15 protein-coding genes are annotated in these 17,636 nt (G+C 72.2%); 12 read left to right on the top strand and 3 right to left on the bottom strand.

The window, feature by feature from the left end:
- The 4 genes from BV453_RS13270 to BV453_RS13255 form a co-directional block, all read left to right on the top strand.
- On the top strand, positions 1-737 hold a 737-nt coding region (locus BV453_RS13270; protein WP_249521806.1), incomplete at its 5' end, for an FHA domain-containing protein.
- Positions 734-1,561, top strand: coding sequence for a PP2C family serine/threonine-protein phosphatase (locus tag BV453_RS13265; protein ID WP_025104650.1), 828 nt, complete (start codon positions 734-736; stop codon positions 1,559-1,561). The genes BV453_RS13270 and BV453_RS13265, both read left to right, overlap by 4 nt.
- Positions 1,558-2,229, top strand: coding sequence for a hypothetical protein (locus BV453_RS13260; protein ID WP_249521805.1), 672 nt, complete (start codon positions 1,558-1,560; stop codon positions 2,227-2,229). The genes BV453_RS13265 and BV453_RS13260 overlap by 4 nt, the downstream gene beginning before the upstream one ends.
- 62 nt (positions 2,230-2,291) lie before the next feature.
- The gene (locus BV453_RS13255) at positions 2,292-2,753 is read left to right on the top strand and encodes a hypothetical protein (protein WP_025104648.1); all 462 of its coding nucleotides are present in this window, start codon (positions 2,292-2,294) and stop codon (positions 2,751-2,753) included.
- A 15-nt stretch (positions 2,754-2,768) separates the two neighbouring features.
- Here BV453_RS13255 and BV453_RS13250 read toward each other — a convergent pair whose 3' ends face one another.
- The 3 genes from BV453_RS13250 to eccD are packed head-to-tail and all read right to left on the bottom strand — an operon-like array spanning position 2,769 to position 6,772.
- Positions 2,769-4,079, bottom strand: a complete 1,311-nt coding sequence (locus tag BV453_RS13250; RefSeq protein ID WP_249521804.1) for a S8 family serine peptidase — start codon at positions 4,077-4,079, stop codon at positions 2,769-2,771.
- Positions 4,079-5,434 carry a type VII secretion protein EccB gene (gene eccB, locus BV453_RS13245; RefSeq protein WP_249521803.1) on the bottom strand — a complete coding sequence of 452 codons (1,356 nt, stop codon included), beginning with the start codon at positions 5,432-5,434 and terminating at the stop codon, positions 4,079-4,081. Before eccB ends, BV453_RS13250 begins: the two co-directional genes overlap by 1 nt.
- 3 nt (positions 5,435-5,437) lie before the next feature.
- Positions 5,438-6,772 carry a type VII secretion integral membrane protein EccD gene (eccD, locus tag BV453_RS13240; RefSeq protein ID WP_060923226.1) on the bottom strand — a complete coding sequence of 445 codons (1,335 nt, stop codon included), beginning with the start codon at positions 6,770-6,772 and terminating at the stop codon, positions 5,438-5,440.
- A gap of 323 nt (positions 6,773-7,095) precedes the next feature.
- Between eccD and BV453_RS13235 the strand changes: the two genes are divergently transcribed.
- The 8 genes from BV453_RS13235 (at position 7,096) to eccCa (ending at position 17,628) form a co-directional block, all read left to right on the top strand.
- A complete protein-coding gene (locus BV453_RS13235) occupies positions 7,096-7,410 on the top strand; it encodes a WXG100 family type VII secretion target (RefSeq protein WP_025104644.1) in 315 nt (104 codons plus the stop codon).
- Positions 7,411-7,451: 41 nt separating this feature from the next.
- Positions 7,452-7,733 carry a WXG100 family type VII secretion target gene (locus BV453_RS13230; protein ID WP_081811619.1) on the top strand — a complete coding sequence of 94 codons (282 nt, stop codon included), beginning with the start codon at positions 7,452-7,454 and terminating at the stop codon, positions 7,731-7,733.
- 124 nt (positions 7,734-7,857) lie between these two features.
- Positions 7,858-8,205 carry a hypothetical protein gene (locus BV453_RS13225; protein WP_025104642.1) on the top strand — a complete coding sequence of 116 codons (348 nt, stop codon included), beginning with the start codon at positions 7,858-7,860 and terminating at the stop codon, positions 8,203-8,205.
- Positions 8,206-8,216: 11 nt separating this feature from the next.
- Complete coding sequence (locus BV453_RS13220) at positions 8,217-9,554, top strand: S8/S53 family peptidase (RefSeq protein WP_231729395.1); 1,338 nt, start codon at positions 8,217-8,219, stop codon at positions 9,552-9,554.
- Complete coding sequence (locus BV453_RS13215; protein ID WP_249521802.1) at positions 9,544-10,938, top strand: hypothetical protein; 1,395 nt, start codon at positions 9,544-9,546, stop codon at positions 10,936-10,938. Before BV453_RS13220 ends, BV453_RS13215 begins: the two co-directional genes overlap by 11 nt.
- A 122-nt stretch (positions 10,939-11,060) precedes the next feature.
- On the top strand, positions 11,061-12,425 hold the full coding sequence (locus BV453_RS13210) for a hypothetical protein (protein WP_249521801.1): 1,365 nt from the start codon (positions 11,061-11,063) through the stop codon (positions 12,423-12,425).
- A complete protein-coding gene (locus BV453_RS13205; RefSeq protein ID WP_249521800.1) occupies positions 12,422-13,657 on the top strand; it encodes an FHA domain-containing protein in 1,236 nt (411 codons plus the stop codon). Before BV453_RS13210 ends, BV453_RS13205 begins: the two co-directional genes overlap by 4 nt.
- Entirely contained in the window at positions 13,654-17,628 is a 3,975-nt protein-coding gene (eccCa, locus tag BV453_RS13200) for a type VII secretion protein EccCa (protein WP_126893567.1), read from the top strand. Before BV453_RS13205 ends, eccCa begins: the two co-directional genes overlap by 4 nt.
- The last annotated feature ends 8 nt before the right edge of the window (positions 17,629-17,636 follow it).

The raw sequence follows: 17,636 nt of genomic DNA, 5'->3' as shown, positions 1-17,636 counted from the left end.
CGCCCGCCGCCCCGGCGCCGCAGCCGGAGCCGCCCCTCGCAGCGCAGCCGCCGACGGGGATCATGGCCGCGATGGGCGACGTGCCTCCGCCGGCCCCGCAGCCCGCGCCGGCACCGGCCGTCCCGCCGGCCGAGCAGATCCCGGCCTCCGCGCCGACGACGGAGGCGAATCGTGTCGTGCGCCCGGTGCCGCCGTCGTTCCGCGACGCTGGTCAGGCCGAGGCCCCGCCGATGCCGACGATCCGTCCCGTCCCGTCTCCGGCCGATGCCCCCGCGGCAGCGCAGAGCGCGCCTGTACCGGCTCCGGCTGCGCCCGAGGGCCTCATCCCCGATGTCGACAAGACCGTGGTGACGCCGCGTCCCACCGACGACGACCTCGACGCCACGGTGGTCGTCGCCCGCAAGCGCGGGGTGCGGCGCGTCCTCGTGCTGGACGACGGTCGTCGGTTCTCGCTGTCCGGCGCGAGCGTCGTGATCGGCCGGAACCCCACCGGGGAGCCGGGCGAGCAGCGGCTGGCCATCCCGGACACCACCCGCACGCTGTCGAAGACCCACGCCCGCCTGGTGGTGCAGGAGGACGAGTGGCGCCTGACCGACCTGCACGCCACCAACGGCGTCGTCGTGGTGGCCGACGACGGCTCGGAGACGCTCCTGGACGCCGGTGAGAGCGTGGTGGGCACCGGCCGGTTCATCCTGGGCGAAGTGGGCATGCACGTCGTCGCGGAGCGCGATTCGTGACCGTGGAATCCGTCGTCCTCCGGGTCGCCGCGCTGACCGACACCGGGCTCACGCGGACGGCCAACGAGGACGCGGTGCTCGACGCGCGTCCGGTCTTCCTGGTCGCCGACGGCATGGGCGGGCACGACGCCGGTGATCGCGCCAGCGCGGCCGTCGTCGCCGCCTTCGAGCCGCTGCGCGGGCGGACGGTCGACGTCGGCGACATCAGTGACGCGCTGAGTCGAGCCGCGGCCGTCGTCGAGGGCATCGCCGCCGCGCACGCCCGCGGTGCGGGCAGCACCGTGACGGGTGTGGCCCTCGTGGATCACGAGGGTGCGCCGCACTGGCTCGTCTTCAACGTGGGGGACTCCCGGGTCTACCGGCACCACGGTACCGAGCTGGCGCAGCTCACGATCGACCACTCCCTCGGACAGGAGCTCGTCGATGCCGGGGAGCTCCGCCCCGAAGACCTGGCCTCGTTCTCGCGCCGCAACGTCATCACGCGCGCGGTCGGGGCTCCGGACAGCACCGCGGACAGTTGGCTGCTCCCCGTCGTCGACGGCGAGCGGCTCCTCCTGTGCTCCGACGGACTCACCGGCGAGGTGAGCGATGAGGCCATCCGCGCGACGCTGACCATGAACGGCCGCCCGGAGACCGCGGCGGCGGCCCTCGTCCGCCGCGCGCTGCAGGGCGGAGGACGAGACAACATCTCGGTCCTGGTGATCGATGTCGTCTCCGGCGGCGCACGCACGCGTCCCGACGACGCCACGGGCGGACGGGCCGCCGTGTCCGCGGTCACCGATTCGATGCTCGAGGGCACGACGGTCCCGGTGCGAGCGCGATGAGCGACGACGAGGCCGAGGAGACCGTCATCCTGACACGGCGCGACCGCCGGCGGGCCGAAGCGGCGGACCCGGTGCCCCCGGCGGCCGATGACACATCGTCCGCCGTCGATGAGGCCACCATCGTGGTGGATCGCGCGAAGACGGCTCCGGCTCCCGACCGGATCGACGATGCCGCGGAGGATGCGCCCGAAGGCGCCGTCGCCGATGAGCCGGTCGATGCCGGGTCCGAGGACGCCGTGGGCGAGGCCATCGATGACGCGACCGTGGTCGTCGATCGCTCCGGGCCTCCGGCGGCCGACGCCCCCGAGGACGCCACCGTGGCGGTCGCGCGTCCGGCTCGACGCCTGCGGCGGAAGAAGGGCGCCGCCGCAGAGGGCGACGGCACCGCACCCCAGGCCGCCGAACCGCGGTTCCGCGTCGACTCCTTCGCCGCCCCGGACGGCGCGCCGGCTCCCGCGATCTACAAGCCGCGTCCGGCTCCGCGCACCCCCGCCGCTCCGCCCGTCGTCGTCGGGGCGGCCGCGCCCACGCGGGTGGTGGAGCCCGGGCTGCCGTCGGTCGCCAAGCAGGCGCAGCGATGGAGCGTCGTCACCCTTGTTGCGACCGTCGGGGCGGGCGTCGTGTCGGTCGTCGGTCTCGTTGTGCTGGGCTTCGTCGTCTTCGCCTGAGGAGGCCGGCGCCCTGCGGCCCTCGCTAGGGTGGGGGAAGTCCAAAGAGGGGGGACAGACGGATGGATCGAGATGCGAAGCAGTCGACGGCGACGAGCAGCACGTCGCGCAGGCCGCGTGTCGCCGGCGTGTTCGCCGTCGTGCTCGGTGCTCTGTCGGCGATCGTCGCGATTCCTGCGCTCGTCGCGGTGTCGACCGACCCGGAATTCCTCTTCGGGGGTCTCGTGGCTCTGGTCGTCGCAGCGGTGTCGTTCCTCTTCGCCGGCTTCGCCTTCCGGTTCGTCCGCGAGCCGTCGACCATGCGCACCGCGATGACCCCGTTGCTCTGGCTCGTCGCGGCGGCGCTCTTCGTCGGAGTGCTCGGCAGCATGGGGGCGTTCGTCTACGGTCAGGTCGTTCAGAACCCGCAGAGCGCGGCCGTCGGGTTGCTCCTGCTGCCGTTGGCGGGAGGCGTCATGGTCACCGGTGCGGTGCTTGTGGGGGCGGTCGTCCGGGCGCGACAGGCGGCAGCCGCCGGCCGCTGATCCGGCCTCTGCCTCTCAGGCTTCGGGGTCGGGGCGGTCGAGGAGGCCGCCCTGTCGTTCGACCTCGACCGCCGCGTCGGCGGGGGTCTCCCGGCGTCGCCGGAGGACGATGAGGATGCCGAGGACTCCGAGCAGGCTCGCCCCGGCGATCGCGGCGATGAGGGCCACTTCGCGGGTGAGGACGAACGGCGGCACCCCGTGGTCGGGCTCGACGCTCACGACCGGGGGCCGCACCGCACTCTCCCCGGTGTCGAAGAAGGGGCTGACGGGTCCGCGGGTGGTGGGGTCGGGGAGGAGCTGAATGGCGGCGGAGGGCCGGATGAAGCCCCAGCCGTTCACGTCATCGCGGTTGTCGGCATCCGCGCGAAGTGCGGTCGCCGTGAGCCGGTACGCCCACCCCGCGGGCGGATCCTCCGGGTGCGCCTCGGCGACCAGGGCCGCCGCCGCGCTCACGTAGCCGGTCGCGAAGCTCGATGCCGGGGCGTCGGAGGCGAACAGGCAGTCCCCGCCGCCCGTCGCCGCGGTGAGCACGTTCGCGCCGGGGGCCGTGACTCCGACCTGCGGGCCGTGGATCGAGCTGTCGGTCGCGAGCCCCGTCGCATCGGCCGCGCTGACGCCGAGCGCCTGCTCGTAGGCGGCGGGATACCGGGCTCTGTCTTCGGCCTCCGGGTCGGAGGCCCTGTTGCCACCACTGGCGACGACGAGCGCTCCGACGGCGGCCGCGTGCTCCACCGCCGCGCGCAGCGCAGGCGAGTCCGTCTCCTGCGACGACGAGACGTTGATGATGTCCGCGCCGTTGTCCGCCGCCCAGTTGATGCCGTCGGCGAGGCGCTGGGCGCTCGGTCCCCACCCCTTGTCGATGTCCTGCGGCGAGTCGCTGCGGAACGCGCGCACCGACAGCAGGCGCGCATCGGGGGCGAGCCCCACCACGCCGGAGCCGGAGACGGGCTGCGCCGCGATCTGCCCGGCGATGGCGGTGCCGTGCCCGGTCAGATCGCTCAGGCCGTCGCCGCGTTCGCCGTCGCCGACGAGGTTCACGCCCCCGACGACGACGCCGGCGAGGTGCGGGTTGCCGGCGTCGATCCCGGAGTCGACGACCGCCACGACGACGCCCTTCCCGGTGGCGAGACGGTTCGCATCCTCCGCCCCGAGGGCCGCGAGTGCCGACGGCGCCTCGGGAGCGAACACCACGGTGCCGGGCTCGCAGGCGCCGGTCGCCATCGACACGATCGTCGTGGGAGCGGTCGGCGCGGCCACCGCGGCGGCCGGCGCCCCCCATACGGCAGCGCCCACCACGAGGGTGGCGAGAGCGGCGCGGCGGCGCATCACTCGTCCCCGGAGCCGGGCGACTCTCTCGCGGCCTCTGTGGTCAGCGCCGGCCCGGCGGCGAAGAAGTCGATCCACGCGCTCGGCACCCGCCCGACGTCGCCGGGGGTGTAACCGAGCTGGGCGAGCGGTCCGCTGGCGGCGTCCTCCGCCGACTCGTCCGGCACGGCGCCCGGGATGGCGTAGGCGGTACCGGACTCGTCGACGAGCACGGCCATGCCCACCGCCTCGTCCGACGGGCCGCTCGTCTGCACGAGGGCCCCACCGCCGACGGTGACGGCGACACGGTCGCGGTCCTCCGGCAGCTCGGTGCTCGTGGACCCGAGGACGGTGCGGGCGTCGCCGCCCAGGACCGCGCACGGGGTCTCGCCGGAGGCAAGCGGCGTCAGCGGAAGCGTGGGCCAGTCGTCGCCACCGGCGTTCGGAACGGTGGGAACGTCGGCCACCTCCGCCGGGGACACCTCTTCCTCGTCCGCGCCGGCCTCCTGCGCGCTGCCGAGCAGGTAGAGCTGGTACGCGAGCGGGCTGAGGCGCGCGAGCTCTCCGGTCGCGAGGGCCACGTAGCGCTCGTCCGCGGGGCTGCCCTGCACGTGCACGATCGTGCCCGCCGTCAGATTGGTCCCCGGCACCCGGGCGCCGACGGCGTTCAGACGGATCGGCTCGAGGTCGGCGCCGCTCTCGAAGAGGTTGAGCCAGCGTCCGTCGACCTCGATGACGTCGCTGGTGCCGAGGCCGACCGCGCGCAGCACCGCGTTGGCGTCGTCGGCGGGGACGGCGTACCGGAGGCCGCCCGCGATCACGAAGAGCTCGTCGCCGCGTTGCACGACCGCGCCGGTGCCCGTCGACGGCTCCGCGATCGGCGCCCCTGACAGCGAGACGGCGGTCCCGGCAGAGTCGTCGATGCACGCGGTCCATGCCGTGTTGATGAGGGCGCTCGGGGTGGGCAGGTCGTCAGGGGCACCGAGGATGCCGATCGAACCGCCGACCGGGATGCCGTCGAGGGCGGCCTGATCCGTGCGCACGACCTTGAACTCGCCGGCGGGGATGAGCAGGCGGGCGCTGGCGGTGTTGATGACGGGGTACAGCGTCCCCTCGACCGAGACGTAGCGGGCGCCCGTGTCGGTGGCGACGATGAGGCGGTTGTTCTGCCAGTCGCCGGGGAGGCCCGGCTGCATGATGCCCCAGAACACGCCGACGAGGATCACGCCGACGGTGAGGGCGATGCCCGCGATGACGGCGCGCAGCGGCTTGGCCGGTTCGAGCTCCTTGCCGCCGGGGGCGCCGCCGGTGAAGGCGGAGAGGAGCCGTCGCCGGCTGAAGCCCTGGGCCTCGATCAGGTCCTTCTTGGTCGCCATCGGTCAGACGAGCCCCGCCGTGATGACCCCGAGCGGGAGCAGGAGGGCGAGCGCGACGACCTCGACCGTGTCGCCGAGCCGCGTGAGGCGGAGGCGGGCCTTCGGCGTGAGCAGCGTGAGCCCGATGAGCACCACGGTGGCGACCACGAGGATGAGCAGCATCCAGGTGCGCACGTCGGGGAGGGCGAGCGCGACGGTCACACCGGTCGCGGCGAGGCCGATCGCCCCGATCGCCATCAGCACGAGCACCCCGAGGCGGGCGTGCATCTGCCGCGACTGGAACATCATGCCGACGAAGGCGAGCACGCACAGCACGGCGCCCGTGACGCCGCTGGCGGCGACGAGCGGGGTCGCGATGAGGGCGGCGAGGCCGAGCGCGGCACGGAGCGCGATGAGCGTGCGGGTGCCGGCGGCGGCGCGACGCTTCACCTCCTCGGCGTCGATGGGCTGCGGCGCGGAGAACATGTCGGCGTCGCTCTGCGGCGAGATCACCCGGATGCGGGTGGAGCTCAGAGCCAGCCAGGGGATGCCGTTCGCGAGCAGCGCCGTGGTCGCGAGCATCAGCGCGTACGAGGCGAGCGGGTCGCCGAAGACCGCGGCCGCCGTGGCCGTGATCCCGATCGAGGCACCGAGGGCGATGGGCACGAGGTGGATCTCGGGCTTGTCCTGGGTGACGGCCAGGCTGAGGCCCCCGACGACGACGAGTCCGAGCCCGAGAGCCGCGAGCGGCCAGCCCCAGATGCTCTGCGCGGGGACCGCGAGGTAGCCCGCGAGCCCGCCGTACGCCGCGGCGGTGAGTCCGAGCGCATGACCGGCCTCGGGCTGCCGCAGCCGCATCAGCACGGCGGCGGCCACGCTGAGCACGACCGCGCCCGATCCCGCGATGATCGCCGGGAGCAGAGACGTCGGCGGCGTCGCGACGAGGAGCACGGCGCAGAGGGCGAGGAAGGTGAGGCTGACGAAGAGGGCGGTGCGGGAGCTGTCCGCGGGGGTCCAGGAGTTGTGCTGCTCCGCGGTCGCGTCGATCACGGCTTCCACGACGTCGTCGTAGATGCGCGGCTCGCGCATGAGTCCGCCGCGCACCAGGGTCAGCAGCTCGCCGTCGTGCACGCCCTGGGCCGCGGCGCCACGAGCGGGGTCGAGGGGCGTGCCGTCCGCCCGCTGCAGCGCGTACCCGCCGTGCGTGAGGGTCGGGTCCAGCACGCCGAGACTGCGGGCGAAGCCGGGGATGATCTCGACCAGGGGGACCTGCGATGGCACCCCCACGTCGAGCCTGCGGTCGTCGCTGACCACGGAGATCCGCAGCACGGTTCCTGCCACGGTGCCGCTCTGGCTCATATCGGTGGTGTCCCCCCACGTGTGTGATGCTCTCCCGCCGCAGGCATTGCGGGGGTCCGGCCCGGACTCACTCTAGTTGACAGGCCAGATACTATCTGTTGCGCACGCGCGGGCTGCGGCTGAGGCGGATCGGGCCTGCGTCAGGCCATTCATCGATCGAACGTAGAAATTTCGATACGGATCTGTCCAGGCCGTTGGAAATGGGCACCGACCTGCTTTAGCCTATGTGCGGAAACAGATTGTCGGGGGTTGTTCCGAAGTCGTCCCGTATCGGGAAGGCGCTCCCCCGCGTGTGTCCTCATGGGGACCGGAGGGAGTGAGTAATGGCTGATGTCATCTCCGCAGAAGAGGGGGCTCTGCGTCGCGGAGCCCAGGCCGTGCGGGAGACGAAGTCCGGGATCGATCAGCAGACCAAGAAGGTCCGCGGTGAGATCGAGCAGCTGCGCGGGTTCTGGACGGGTGCGGCCGCCGCATCGTTCACCACGCTGATGTCGCGGTGGGACGAGCAGGCTCGTCAGCTCAACGAGGTCCTCGTGACGCTCGAGGATGCCCTCGCCGGCACCGAGCGCGACCAGGCCGCGACCGAAGAATCCCACCAGCAGACCATCGCGGGCCTCGGCTCGATGATGGGCGCCTGAGCGCAGTCCGCAGAGATTTCAAGGAGAACATGATGCAGTCGATGTCCGTTCGCCCGGAGCAGGTCAACGCTCTCGCGGCGCAGATCCGCAGCGGGTCGCAGGGTATTCGTTCCGAGCTGGATCGCCTCGAGTCCGAGGTCAGCAAGCTGCGTGCGGCGTGGGATGGTGCCGCGCAGCAGGCCTACGACCAGGCGCAGGCCAAGTGGAACCGCTCGCTGAGCGAGATGCAGCAGCTGCTCACGCAGATCGCCGGGAAGACCGAGGAGATCTCGGGTCAGTACGTGCAGACCGACAAGTCGGCTGCGGGGCGCTTCGGCGCGTGAACCCGGGGCGCGGGTCTGGCGCGGAGATGCGTCGGGCCCGCGCCGTCTGCTGTGCTTTTCGGTGAGCCACCGGACGGCACAGCAGGCGTGACGGGATCGCCGGAGGAAAGAAGAGGGGGCGTCGATGACCATCGGAATCGACTTCGATCAGATCATGGCCGAGCTCAAGCGGCTGGCCCGTGAAGCAGCGGCTTTTCCTGCCGCGAACGAAGTCGCCGTGTCCGAGGGTGGCACGTCGAAGGCGACGGATGAGCTGCGGAACGCGGTGGCATACGCGGCCGGTCGTCTGAGCGTGGCCACGCAGAATGCTGTGGACTCCTTGAACGAGACGCAGGAGACGATCCGTCAGGCCGTCATGATGATCGCGGAGCAGGACGCAGCCATCGCTGATGACTCGAAGCTGATCCTGTCGCTCCTCGACTCTGCCGTCGCGCAGAGCGACTCGGACACGAGCGCGGAGGCCGACTACTGATGCGACGCGGTGTGCTATCCGGCGCATCCACTGCGGTCGCGTCGATCGTCGCGCTGGCGCTTCTCCTCCCTGCGTCCGCTCACGCAGCGACGCTGGAGTCGGGTCTGTGGTGGTTCGATCGCGGAAAGGTGCAGGCAGCGCACGATGCGGGCTTCGACGGGACGGGTGTCACCGTCGCGGTCATCGACGGTCAGATCAATCCCGACATCGTCGGTCTCCGCGGCGCGGATCTCGAGGTGAAGGACTCCTACTGTCGCGACGCCAAGGGAGACCCGGTGCCGGCGACGTCGACCGATTATGTGGCGGCGTCGCATGCGACGCACGTCGTCTCGATGATCGCAGGGACCGGAGATGCGCCGGCAGGCGGCCTTCCCGTTACCGGGGCCGCGCCTGGTGCGAAGGTTCTCTACTACCCGGCGATCGTCACCGACGGGGTGTTCGATACCGCGATGGGGGAGAAGTTCGACGAGCAGTGTCTGCTCGAAGACGGCAGCACGGTCATGGCTGATGGGACGACCGGGGTGTCGCGTGCGATCGAGGATGCGGTCGAGGATGGCGCCGACATCATCTCCATCTCCCTCGAGGGCTTCGATCTGACCGACGCCCTCGCCAAGGCGGAGGCCGCCGGCGTGATCGTGGTGGCGGCTCTTCCGAACAACTCCGGGGTGGCCTCGCAGCCTGCGTCGGGCAACGGCGTCGTTGCAGTGCAGTCGTTCGGTGCCGATGGGAAGATCCAGAGCTCCACCACCATCGAGGGCGTGGGCGAGCCTTCGCCGAATCAGAGCGACGACGTGATCGTCGCTGCGCCGGGGATGGGTCTGCTCGGGCAGGGCAGCGAGAACTCCTGGGACGAGCAGGTCCTCCTCACCGGCACGTCGTATGCGACGCCGATCGCGGCGGGCTTCCTCGCCGTGGTGAAACAGAAGTACCCGGATGCCACCTCGGGTCAGCTGCTGCAGAGCCTCATCCGCAACACGGGCACCAAGGGCGAGCACGAGCCGGAGTGGAACGACAGCGTCGGCTATGGAGCGGTCTCGCTGACGGGGATGCTCGCTGTCGATCCGACGGCGTACCCGGATGTCAACCCGATCTTCGATGCAGAAGACCCGAACGCCCAGCCGTCGGCGGCCGACGTCCGCGCTGCAGCTGCTGCTGCGACGCCGGCGCCGACCGCCGACAGCGACGAGCCTGGCGAGACTTCGTCCACGCAGGACGCATTGGTGCCGCTGCTGGTCGGGGGCGGCATCCTGGTCGCTGTCCTTCTCGTGGGCGGCATCATTCTCGCGGTCGTGCTCACACGATCTTCACGACGACGGAACAACGAGCAAGGGGGAGCCCATGGCCGGTAAGCAGGCTGGTGGCGGTTACGAAGCGGAACTCAATCGCATCCGAGCTGTTGAGGACTGGCGCATCCCGAAGGCTCCTGCGCTTCAGAACGCGCTGCGCTCGTTGGACAGTGCGCTTGCTGCTGTGCTCGCATCGTCTGCCTGGGAGGGGAGCGCTGCTGAGAGCGCCAGGACGTCGCTGAACACCCTGCGTGCACGGTTCCGCAACGTGGAAGCGCACGTCTCACACATCACGCGGGTCATCGACACGGCGAACTCGATCCGCCGGGAGACCGCAGCGGCAGAACTCCCGAGCGCGCAGGTCGATTCCTTCTGGGCGAACGCCGCGCGCGTCGGCTCGGTGGTCGTCCACCCTGTGTTGGGGCCGCTGGCCGCCGACACCGCACTCGATGCCATCGGGAACTTCCTCGGCAACAAGCGGGAAGAAGAGGCCCGCAAGATCGTCGAGCGGGTCGAGGCGTCGCTCCAGGAGCCGGCCAAGGAACTCCGCGAGTCCTCCGCGCGGGTGGCGTCGCTCGACATGGACGTCACCGTGCCCGGCGGCACGGATGACCCGCCCGGCGGATCCGATCCCGGTGTGACGGCTCCACGGATCTCGTATCCGAGCGGCATCGGCGGCCCGTCCGGCTCCGCACCGGGCGTCGGAGGTGTGCCTCCTTCCGGCGCCGGTGTCGGCGAGTATCATCCCCCGGTCCCGACGAACCCTTCGGTGCCCTCGGTCCCCACCGGGCCGGGCGGCGGAGGATGGGTTCCAGAAGGTCCCGGCGATCGCCCGGGCGATGTGGGTATCGATGATCCCTCAATCGACTCTCCCGGCGGTGGCCTGCTTCCGGGCGGGCCCGGTGGCGGTCTTCCCGGCGGTTCCGGTGGTCCCGGCGGCTCCGGCTCGCTTCCCGGCGGTGCCCTTCCGGGCGGGGTCTTCCCCGGCGGTGGCGGGGGCCTCGGAGGGATCGTGGGCGGCGGCGCCGGTGCGGCGGCGATCGCGGCGAGCTCGAAGATCGCCGGCTTCGGCAGCATGGGCGGACTCGGCGGTGCGGGCCTGGGCCCGGGTGCCGGTGCCGGACTCAAGGCCGGTGGCGGTCTGCTCGGTAACTCCGCCGTCGGTGGTGTTGGCGGCGTCGGTGGTGCAGGCGGCCCTGGCGGTATGGCCGGTACTGGCGGCGTCGGCGGGGCGGGTGCCGCGGGCACCGGGTCTTCCGGCGCGGCAGGAGCCGGTGGCCGACCGGGCATGGGCATGATGGGCGGCGCCGGTGGCGCCGACGAGGAGGAGAAGGCGAAGCGTTCGGGCCTCGGTGGTCCTATCGCGCCGAAGCTGGAGGACGACGAGGAAGCTGGTCCCCGCGCCAAGGGAGCGCGCGCCGGATCCCGCGACGAACCCACCGACTGAATGACGCCGCTCCGGTTCGAGAAGGCGCGGTACGAGGGTCGACGCGGGGGCATCGTGAACCCCGGGAACGCCGGAGGCGGTGCCCCGCAGCGAGAGTCGCGCGCAGTGGATAAGGTGCAGGTGTGTCAGTCGAGATCGTAGAGCGGCGTCGGATCGTCCTCCAGAGCGAAGACCGCCGCATCGACCTCTCCCTGCCGCTCGACGAGACGCTGGAGGACGCTCTCACCCTGAGCGGGATCCCCGACGCGGACCGGTTCGTCACGATCGGCCCCGGGGGATACGAGATCCCCGGCGACACCGAGTGCGAAGACCTCGTCGACGGCGGCCTCTACGCGCTCATCGACCGTACGGCTCTGGCTCCGCCGGTGCGCCCGGCAGAGAAGGCGTCGGGCCCGACGCGCGCCGACCACGGCGCACGGTGGTGGCTGCTGGCCGTGAGCGGGATGCTGCTCGTCGCGGTCTTCGCCCAGGGCGCCGTCGATCCTCTGATCCGGCTGCTCGTCGCCCTCCTCGTCGCCGCGGGTGCGGTCGGCGGCGCCGTCGCGTGGGCGCGACGCGACTCCGCGGCGGGAGTGCGCGGCATCCTCGGGGTGCTCGCGCCGGTGCTGCTGTCGTTCGCGGCCGGCGCTCTCCTCATCCCGGCCGGGCTGGAGGACGCGTCGCACCTGTCGACCGCCACCGGGTTCCTCGCGGCCGGCATCACCACCGCGATCATCGCCGTCACGGCCAGGGCTCGGCCGATGCGCGCCGCGGCGGGGACGGCGACGGTGCTGCTCGTGGGCCTCGCCGCCGTCTGGGGCCTCGCCCTGCTGCTGCGGTGGGGGGAGGCGGAGGCCGCCGCCCTCTCGCTCGGCCTCGTGCCGCTGGGCCTGCGTGCCCTCCCGAGCAGCCTCGTCAACCTGCCCGAGGGCTACTTCATCGACTACAAGCACTTCATGACCAGCCGGTGGACCGTGCGCGGGGCCATCCCCGACTCGGTCGGGCTGCTGCGTCCGGAGCGCATCACCGCGGTCGTCGACGATTCCTCCGCGCGACTCATCGCGGGCACCGCCGTGCTGAGCATCGTGGCCGCGGTGATGGCTCCGGTCGCGTTCCTGCGGCCCTGGCCCGACGACGCGTTCGTGGTCTCGGGTGGGATCGCCCTGCTCTGCTGCCTCGCGCTCGCCCTGCTGCTCACGCCGCGGCACACCACCTCGCGCCTCCTCCGGTGGTTCCCCCGTGCCGCGGGCGCCGTGGTCTGCCTCGTCGCCGGCATCCAGGTCGCGGCGGCCCTCGGGAGCGGCTTCCACCTGCTCGGAGCGGCCCTGCTGTTCCTCGTCGGGTTGGCGGCGGTCGCCGTCGTCATCCCGGTGTCCAAGGGCGCGAAGTCGCTGGTCTGGTCGCGGGTCGGAGACGCGTTCGAATGGCTCGCCGTCGCGCTCGCTCTGCCGTCGGCCCTGCTGTACGCGAATGCGCTCTCCCTGGTTCGTGGAATGATGGCCGGATGAGCGGGAACGGCCCATCACAGTCCTGGCCGAGCGGGGGTCCGATCCCGCCGATGGCGCCCGGCGGAGACCGTCCGGGGGAGATCCCTGCGCTGCCGCCCGCCCTGATCGCGGCGCCCCCCGGTGTCGACGGCACGCCGCTGCGCCAGACGCCCGCGCCGCCCACGCCGATCGCCTCGTCGCGGCGCACCGTCCCTCGGCCGGCCGAGGGACTCGGCCCCGCCTTCCGCGGAGCCCCCGCCGGCACCGTTCAGCGGATCGCGGCCTTCACCCTCGACGCGGCCGCCGTGTTCCTCGCCTCCGCCGTCGTCCTCGTGTTGACGCAGAGCGTGCTGCTCGCCGCCCTCACGGTCTTCGAGCTCGCCCTGTTTCTCTGGGTGCTGGAAGCGCGGACCGGCCTCACCCTCGGCAACGCCGTGCTGCGCCTGCGCAGCGCGCGAGCCGACCGGCCGTGGTCGCCGGGGATCGGGCGCCAGTTCGTCCGCGGCATCATCACCGGTGCCGGCTTCCTCGTGGCTGTCGGCAGCTGGGTGGTGGTCGCCTCCAGCGCCTGGGATCGCGGCGGCAGACGGCAGTCCTGGGCCGACCGCGTCGCCGGCACCGTCGTGGTCGCCGTTCCCGCCAAGGCGGCCGTCGAGGCTCCGCCGGCTCCCGCCGCGGTGGAGGCCGCTCCGCTCGCTCCGCCGCAGGTCGTGCCGCTGGTGGCGTCGCCGTCCGTCGTCGACGAGGACTCCCAGCCCACCGACGCCCGCGCCGCCTCCCGCCGCACCGAGACCCCGGAACCGGCGGCCCCCGGATCGGATCGGCCGCTCTTCACCGTCGCCCCCGCCCCGGCGCCGCAGACGGGCGCCGAGGCTCCCGCGCCGGAGACCGGGGCGCTCCTGCTCATCTTCGACACGGGCCAGCGGGTGCAGCTCGCCCTCCCCGTGGCCGCGAACCTCGGGCGCGGCCCCGTCGCCAGCGAGCACGACGACCGCCTCATCGTCGTCACCGACCCCGACGCGTCCGTCTCGAAGACCCATCTGCGCATCGAGCACTCCCGCGGCCGCACCTGGGTGACCGACTTCGGTTCCACGAACGGCTCCGACGTCCGCAGCGACGACGGCCAGACGACCGAGCTCGTCGCTGGCGAGCGCGTGCTCCTCGACGATGCCGACCGTGTCCGCATGGGCAACCGCAGCTTCACCATCAGCCTCCTGCTGGGCACCGACAGCAGCGCCGGAGAGAGAGCATGACAGGACCCCGTCTCGCCCCGCCCCGTGTCCCCTCCGGGAGGCTCCCGGTCCAGGCCCCGCCGGAGCTGCAGCCGAACGACGGCGGCATCGGGATCCTCGGGTCGCTACTGCCCATGCTCGGCAGCGTCGGCGCGATCGTCATGGTCACCATGTCGAACCAGTCCGTCACCGGTCTGCTCACCGGCGGCATGTTCCTGCTGTCCTCGCTCGGCTTCGTCGCCGTCAACGGCTGGCGGCAGCGCTCTCAGCGGCAGGCGGCCACGCTCGGTGCCCGTCGCGAGTACCTGGCGTATCTGACCGAGCTGCGGCAGACCGTCCGGGTCGCCGCCCGCCAGCAGCGCCGTTCCGCGAACTGGCACCTGCCGGCGCCGTCGACCCTGCCGTACCTCGCGGAGGAGCGCACCCGCGTCTGGGAGCGCGGCGTGAACGACCCCGACTTCCTGTCGGTCCGCGTGGGCGTCACCGATCAGCCGCTGTGCGTCACGCTCGAAGCCCCGGAGCTCCCGCCGCTGGCGCAGCTCGACCCCGTCGCCGCCTCGGCCGCGCACCGCTTCATGCTGACGCACGAGGTCCAGAAGAACCTCCCGCTCGGCGTCACCCTCCGCGACTACGCCCGCATCGAGATCACCGGCGACGAGGACGAGACCCGGGCGCTGGCCAGGGCCATGCTGCTGCACGCGGCCACCATGCACGACCCCGACGTGCTGCAGATCGTCATCGCCGCGGACACCGGAGTGCTCCCGCAGTGGGAGTGGGCGAAGTGGCTGCCGCACACGCACTCGCGCACCGTGCGGGACGGCCTCGGCGCCGCCCGGATGATCGGCTCGCAGCTGTCCGAGCTCGAGGACATGCTGCCGCCCGAGGTGCGCGAGCGCTCGCGCTTCGCCCGCGACGGCTCCGGACCGAAGACGCCGCACATCGTCATCGTCACGGACGGCGCCACGACGTCGTTCAACGACGCCCTCGTCACCGGCGACGGCGTCCAGGGTGTCACCGTGATCGACCTGCCCGCCCGGTGGGGCGACCTCGACGACCCGAACGCCCTGCGCATCGCGTTCGAGACCGGCGGTGCGAGCACACGCGCCGAGCTCGTCAGCCTGCAGGTGCCCGCACGCCCGTTCGAGGCCGACGCGATCACCATCGTCGAGGCCGAGGCGACCGCTCGTCGGCTCATCGCCCTGTACTCGGGCGGCACGGCGATCGCGAGCAAGAAGAGCGCGACCGGCCAGGCCGAGCTCGTCGAGCTCCTCGGTCTTCCCGATGTGCGCGACCTCGACCTCGACGCCGCCTGGGCACCGCGCCTGGAGCGCGACCGGCTCCGCGTGCCGATCGGTCAGACCGACGACGGCAGCCCGCTCATCCTCGACATCAAGGAATCGGCGCAGCAGGGTATGGGCCCGCACGGCCTCATCATCGGTGCCACCGGCTCGGGGAAGTCGGAGGTGCTCCGCACGCTCGTGCTCGCGCTCGCGATGACCCACTCGCCGGAGCAGCTCAACTTCGTGCTCGTCGACTTCAAGGGTGGCGCGACGTTCGCCGGCATGGCCGACATGCCGCACGTCTCGGCCATCATCACGAACCTCGGTGAGGAGATCTCCCTCGTCGACCGCATGCAGGACGCGCTCCAGGGCGAGATGGTGCGCCGACAGGAGCTGCTGCGGGCCACCGGTCCGTTCGCCAACGTGGCCGACTACGAGAAGGCGCGTCGCGGCGGCCGCACCGACCTGGCGCCGCTGCCGGCCCTGCTCATCGTCGCCGACGAGTTCTCCGAGCTCCTGTCGGCCAAACCGGAGTTCGTCGACACGTTCGTCAACATCGGCCGGCTCGGCCGCTCGCTGCAGGTGCACCTGCTGCTGTCCTCCCAGCGGCTGGAGGAGGGCAAGCTGCGCGGCCTCGACACGCACCTCTCCTACCGCATCGGTCTTCGGACGTTCTCGGCGGCCGAGTCCCGCACGGTCCTCGGCGTGCCGGACGCCTATCACCTGCCCACGCAGCCGGGCGCCGGCATCCTGAAGTCCGACACCGAGACAATGACGCAGTTCCGCGCCGCGTACGTGTCCGGACCACCGCCGCGTCGTCGTCGTCGGGCCTCGTCCGGCTCCGGCCAGAGCACGGGTTCGACCGCGGTCGAGCTGTTCACCGCCGCGCCGGTGTGGCGGGCGGAGGCGCCGGTGGACGAGCCGGAGGTCGTGGTCGACGCCGAGCCGGAGGAGAAGCGCAACACCTTCGAGATCGCGGTCGAGTCCATGAAGGGACGCGGCCCCGCGGCGCATCAGGTGTGGCTGCCGCCGCTGGTGACACCGGCCACCCTCGACCAGCTCTTCGGCGACCTCGTCGAGGACCCGTCGCTCGGTCTCGTCTCCCCGCGCTGGCGGAAGGCGGGAGCGCTCACGGTCCCGCTCGGCATCGTCGACGTGCCGCTGGAGCAGCGCCGCGAGAACCTCGCGGTCTCGCTCGGCGGCGCGGCCGGACACATGGCCATCGTCGGCGCGCCCCTGAGCGGTAAGAGCACGCTCGCGCGGACGACGGTCGCCGCCCTGGCGCTCACGCACACGCCGCAGGAGGTGCAGTTCTTCGTCATCGACTTCGGCGGCGGCAGCTTCACCGGCATGCAGGACTTCACGCACATCAGCGGCGTCGCGACGCGGTCCGAGCCGGACGTCGTCCGCCGCACGGTGGCTGAGGTCACCAGCCTGCTGAACGCCCGCGAGGTGTACTTCCGGCAGCACGGCATCGACTCGATCGACGCCTACCGGCAGCGCCGCGGGCAGGGACTGGCCGACGACGGCTACGGCGACATCTTCCTCATCGTCGACGGATGGGGCACGCTCCGCGCCGAGTTCGAGATGCTGGAGCCGCAGATCCAGGCGATCGCCGCCCGCGGTCTCACCTACGGCGTCCACGTCGTGATCACGGCGGCGCGCTGGATGGAGATCCGGGCCAACATCAAGGACCTCATCGGCACACGCATCGAGCTGCGTCTGGGCGACCCGACGGACTCCGAGGTCAACCGCAAGGCGGCGGAGAACGTCACGGCCATCCCCGGCCGCGGCCTCAACGACCGCGGTCTGCAGATGCTCACGGCGCTGCCGCGTGTCGACGGCGTGGACGACGCGTCGAGCCTGCCGGACGGGATCGACGACCTCGTGGCCCGCGTCGCGGCGGCGTGGCACGGACCGGCAGGACCCAAGCTGCGCCTGCTGCCCTCGCGCATCAGCCATGCCGATCTGCGCGCCGTCGCGGCCGCGCAGTCGCCGGACGGCGCGGAGCCCCGCGAACTGCTGCTGGGTATCGACGAGGCGAACCTCGCCCCGTTCTCGATCGATCCGGTCGCCGAGCCGCTGCTGTACCTGTACGGCGACGCGGACTCCGGCAAGTCGTCGATGCTCCGCGGCGTCGTGCACGAGATCACGCGTCTGTACGGGCCGACCGAGGCGAAGATCTTCGTCGTCGACTACCGTCGTGCCCTGCTCGGCGAGATCCCGCAGGAATACCTCGGCGCCTACCTCACGTCGCATGAGATGACCGAGGGCGGGATGAACGAGCTCGCGCAGTTCTTCCGGAGCCGCATCCCCGGACCCGACGTCACGCCCGACCAGCTCCGCAGCCGGTCGTGGTGGAAGGGGGCGGAGGGTTTCGTCCTCATCGACGACTACGACCTCGTGGCGACCTCGCAGGGCAATCCGGTCGCGGTCCTCGCGCCGCTGCTCGCGCAGGCGGCCGACCTCGGCCTCCACGTGATCCTCACCCGCCGCACCGGCGGGGCGAGCCGCGCCGCGTACGATCCGATCATCCAGCGCATGACCGACCTGGGTGCGACCGGCATCCTGCTCTCGGGCAGCCCCGAGGAGGGCCAGCTCATCGGCAAGGTGAAGGCCGTTCCCGCGATTCCGGGCCGTGCGCAGATCGTCAGCCGCGATCGGGGCCTCGTCTCCGCGCAGCTGCTGTGGGTGCCGCCGAGCTACGAGTGACAACCGAG

The organism is Microbacterium sp. ER1, from assembly GCF_023383675.1.
GTDB lineage: Bacteria > Actinomycetota > Actinomycetes > Actinomycetales > Microbacteriaceae > Microbacterium.
This window is presented reverse-complemented; position numbering and strand designations above follow the sequence as displayed.

Bases quoted from the DNA above. Each gene is read 5' to 3' on its own strand.
- BV453_RS13260 (WP_249521805.1), top strand. From the start codon at position 1,558: ATGAGCGACGACGAGGCCGAGGAGACCGTCATCCTGACACGGCGCGAC.
- BV453_RS13255 (WP_025104648.1), top strand. From the start codon at position 2,292: ATGGATCGAGATGCGAAGCAGTCGACGGCGACGAGCAGCACGTCGCGC.
- BV453_RS13250 (WP_249521804.1), bottom strand. From the start codon at position 4,079: ATGCGCCGCCGCGCCGCTCTCGCCACCCTCGTGGTGGGCGCTGCCGTA.
- eccB (WP_249521803.1), bottom strand. From the start codon at position 5,434: ATGGCGACCAAGAAGGACCTGATCGAGGCCCAGGGCTTCAGCCGGCGA.
- eccD (WP_060923226.1), bottom strand. From the start codon at position 6,772: ATGAGCCAGAGCGGCACCGTGGCAGGAACCGTGCTGCGGATCTCCGTG.
- BV453_RS13235 (WP_025104644.1), top strand. From the start codon at position 7,096: ATGGCTGATGTCATCTCCGCAGAAGAGGGGGCTCTGCGTCGCGGAGCC.
- BV453_RS13230 (WP_081811619.1), top strand. From the start codon at position 7,452: ATGTCCGTTCGCCCGGAGCAGGTCAACGCTCTCGCGGCGCAGATCCGC.
- BV453_RS13225 (WP_025104642.1), top strand. From the start codon at position 7,858: ATGACCATCGGAATCGACTTCGATCAGATCATGGCCGAGCTCAAGCGG.
- BV453_RS13215 (WP_249521802.1), top strand. From the start codon at position 9,544: ATGGCCGGTAAGCAGGCTGGTGGCGGTTACGAAGCGGAACTCAATCGC.
- BV453_RS13205 (WP_249521800.1), top strand. From the start codon at position 12,422: ATGAGCGGGAACGGCCCATCACAGTCCTGGCCGAGCGGGGGTCCGATC.
- eccCa (WP_126893567.1), top strand. From the start codon at position 13,654: ATGACAGGACCCCGTCTCGCCCCGCCCCGTGTCCCCTCCGGGAGGCTC.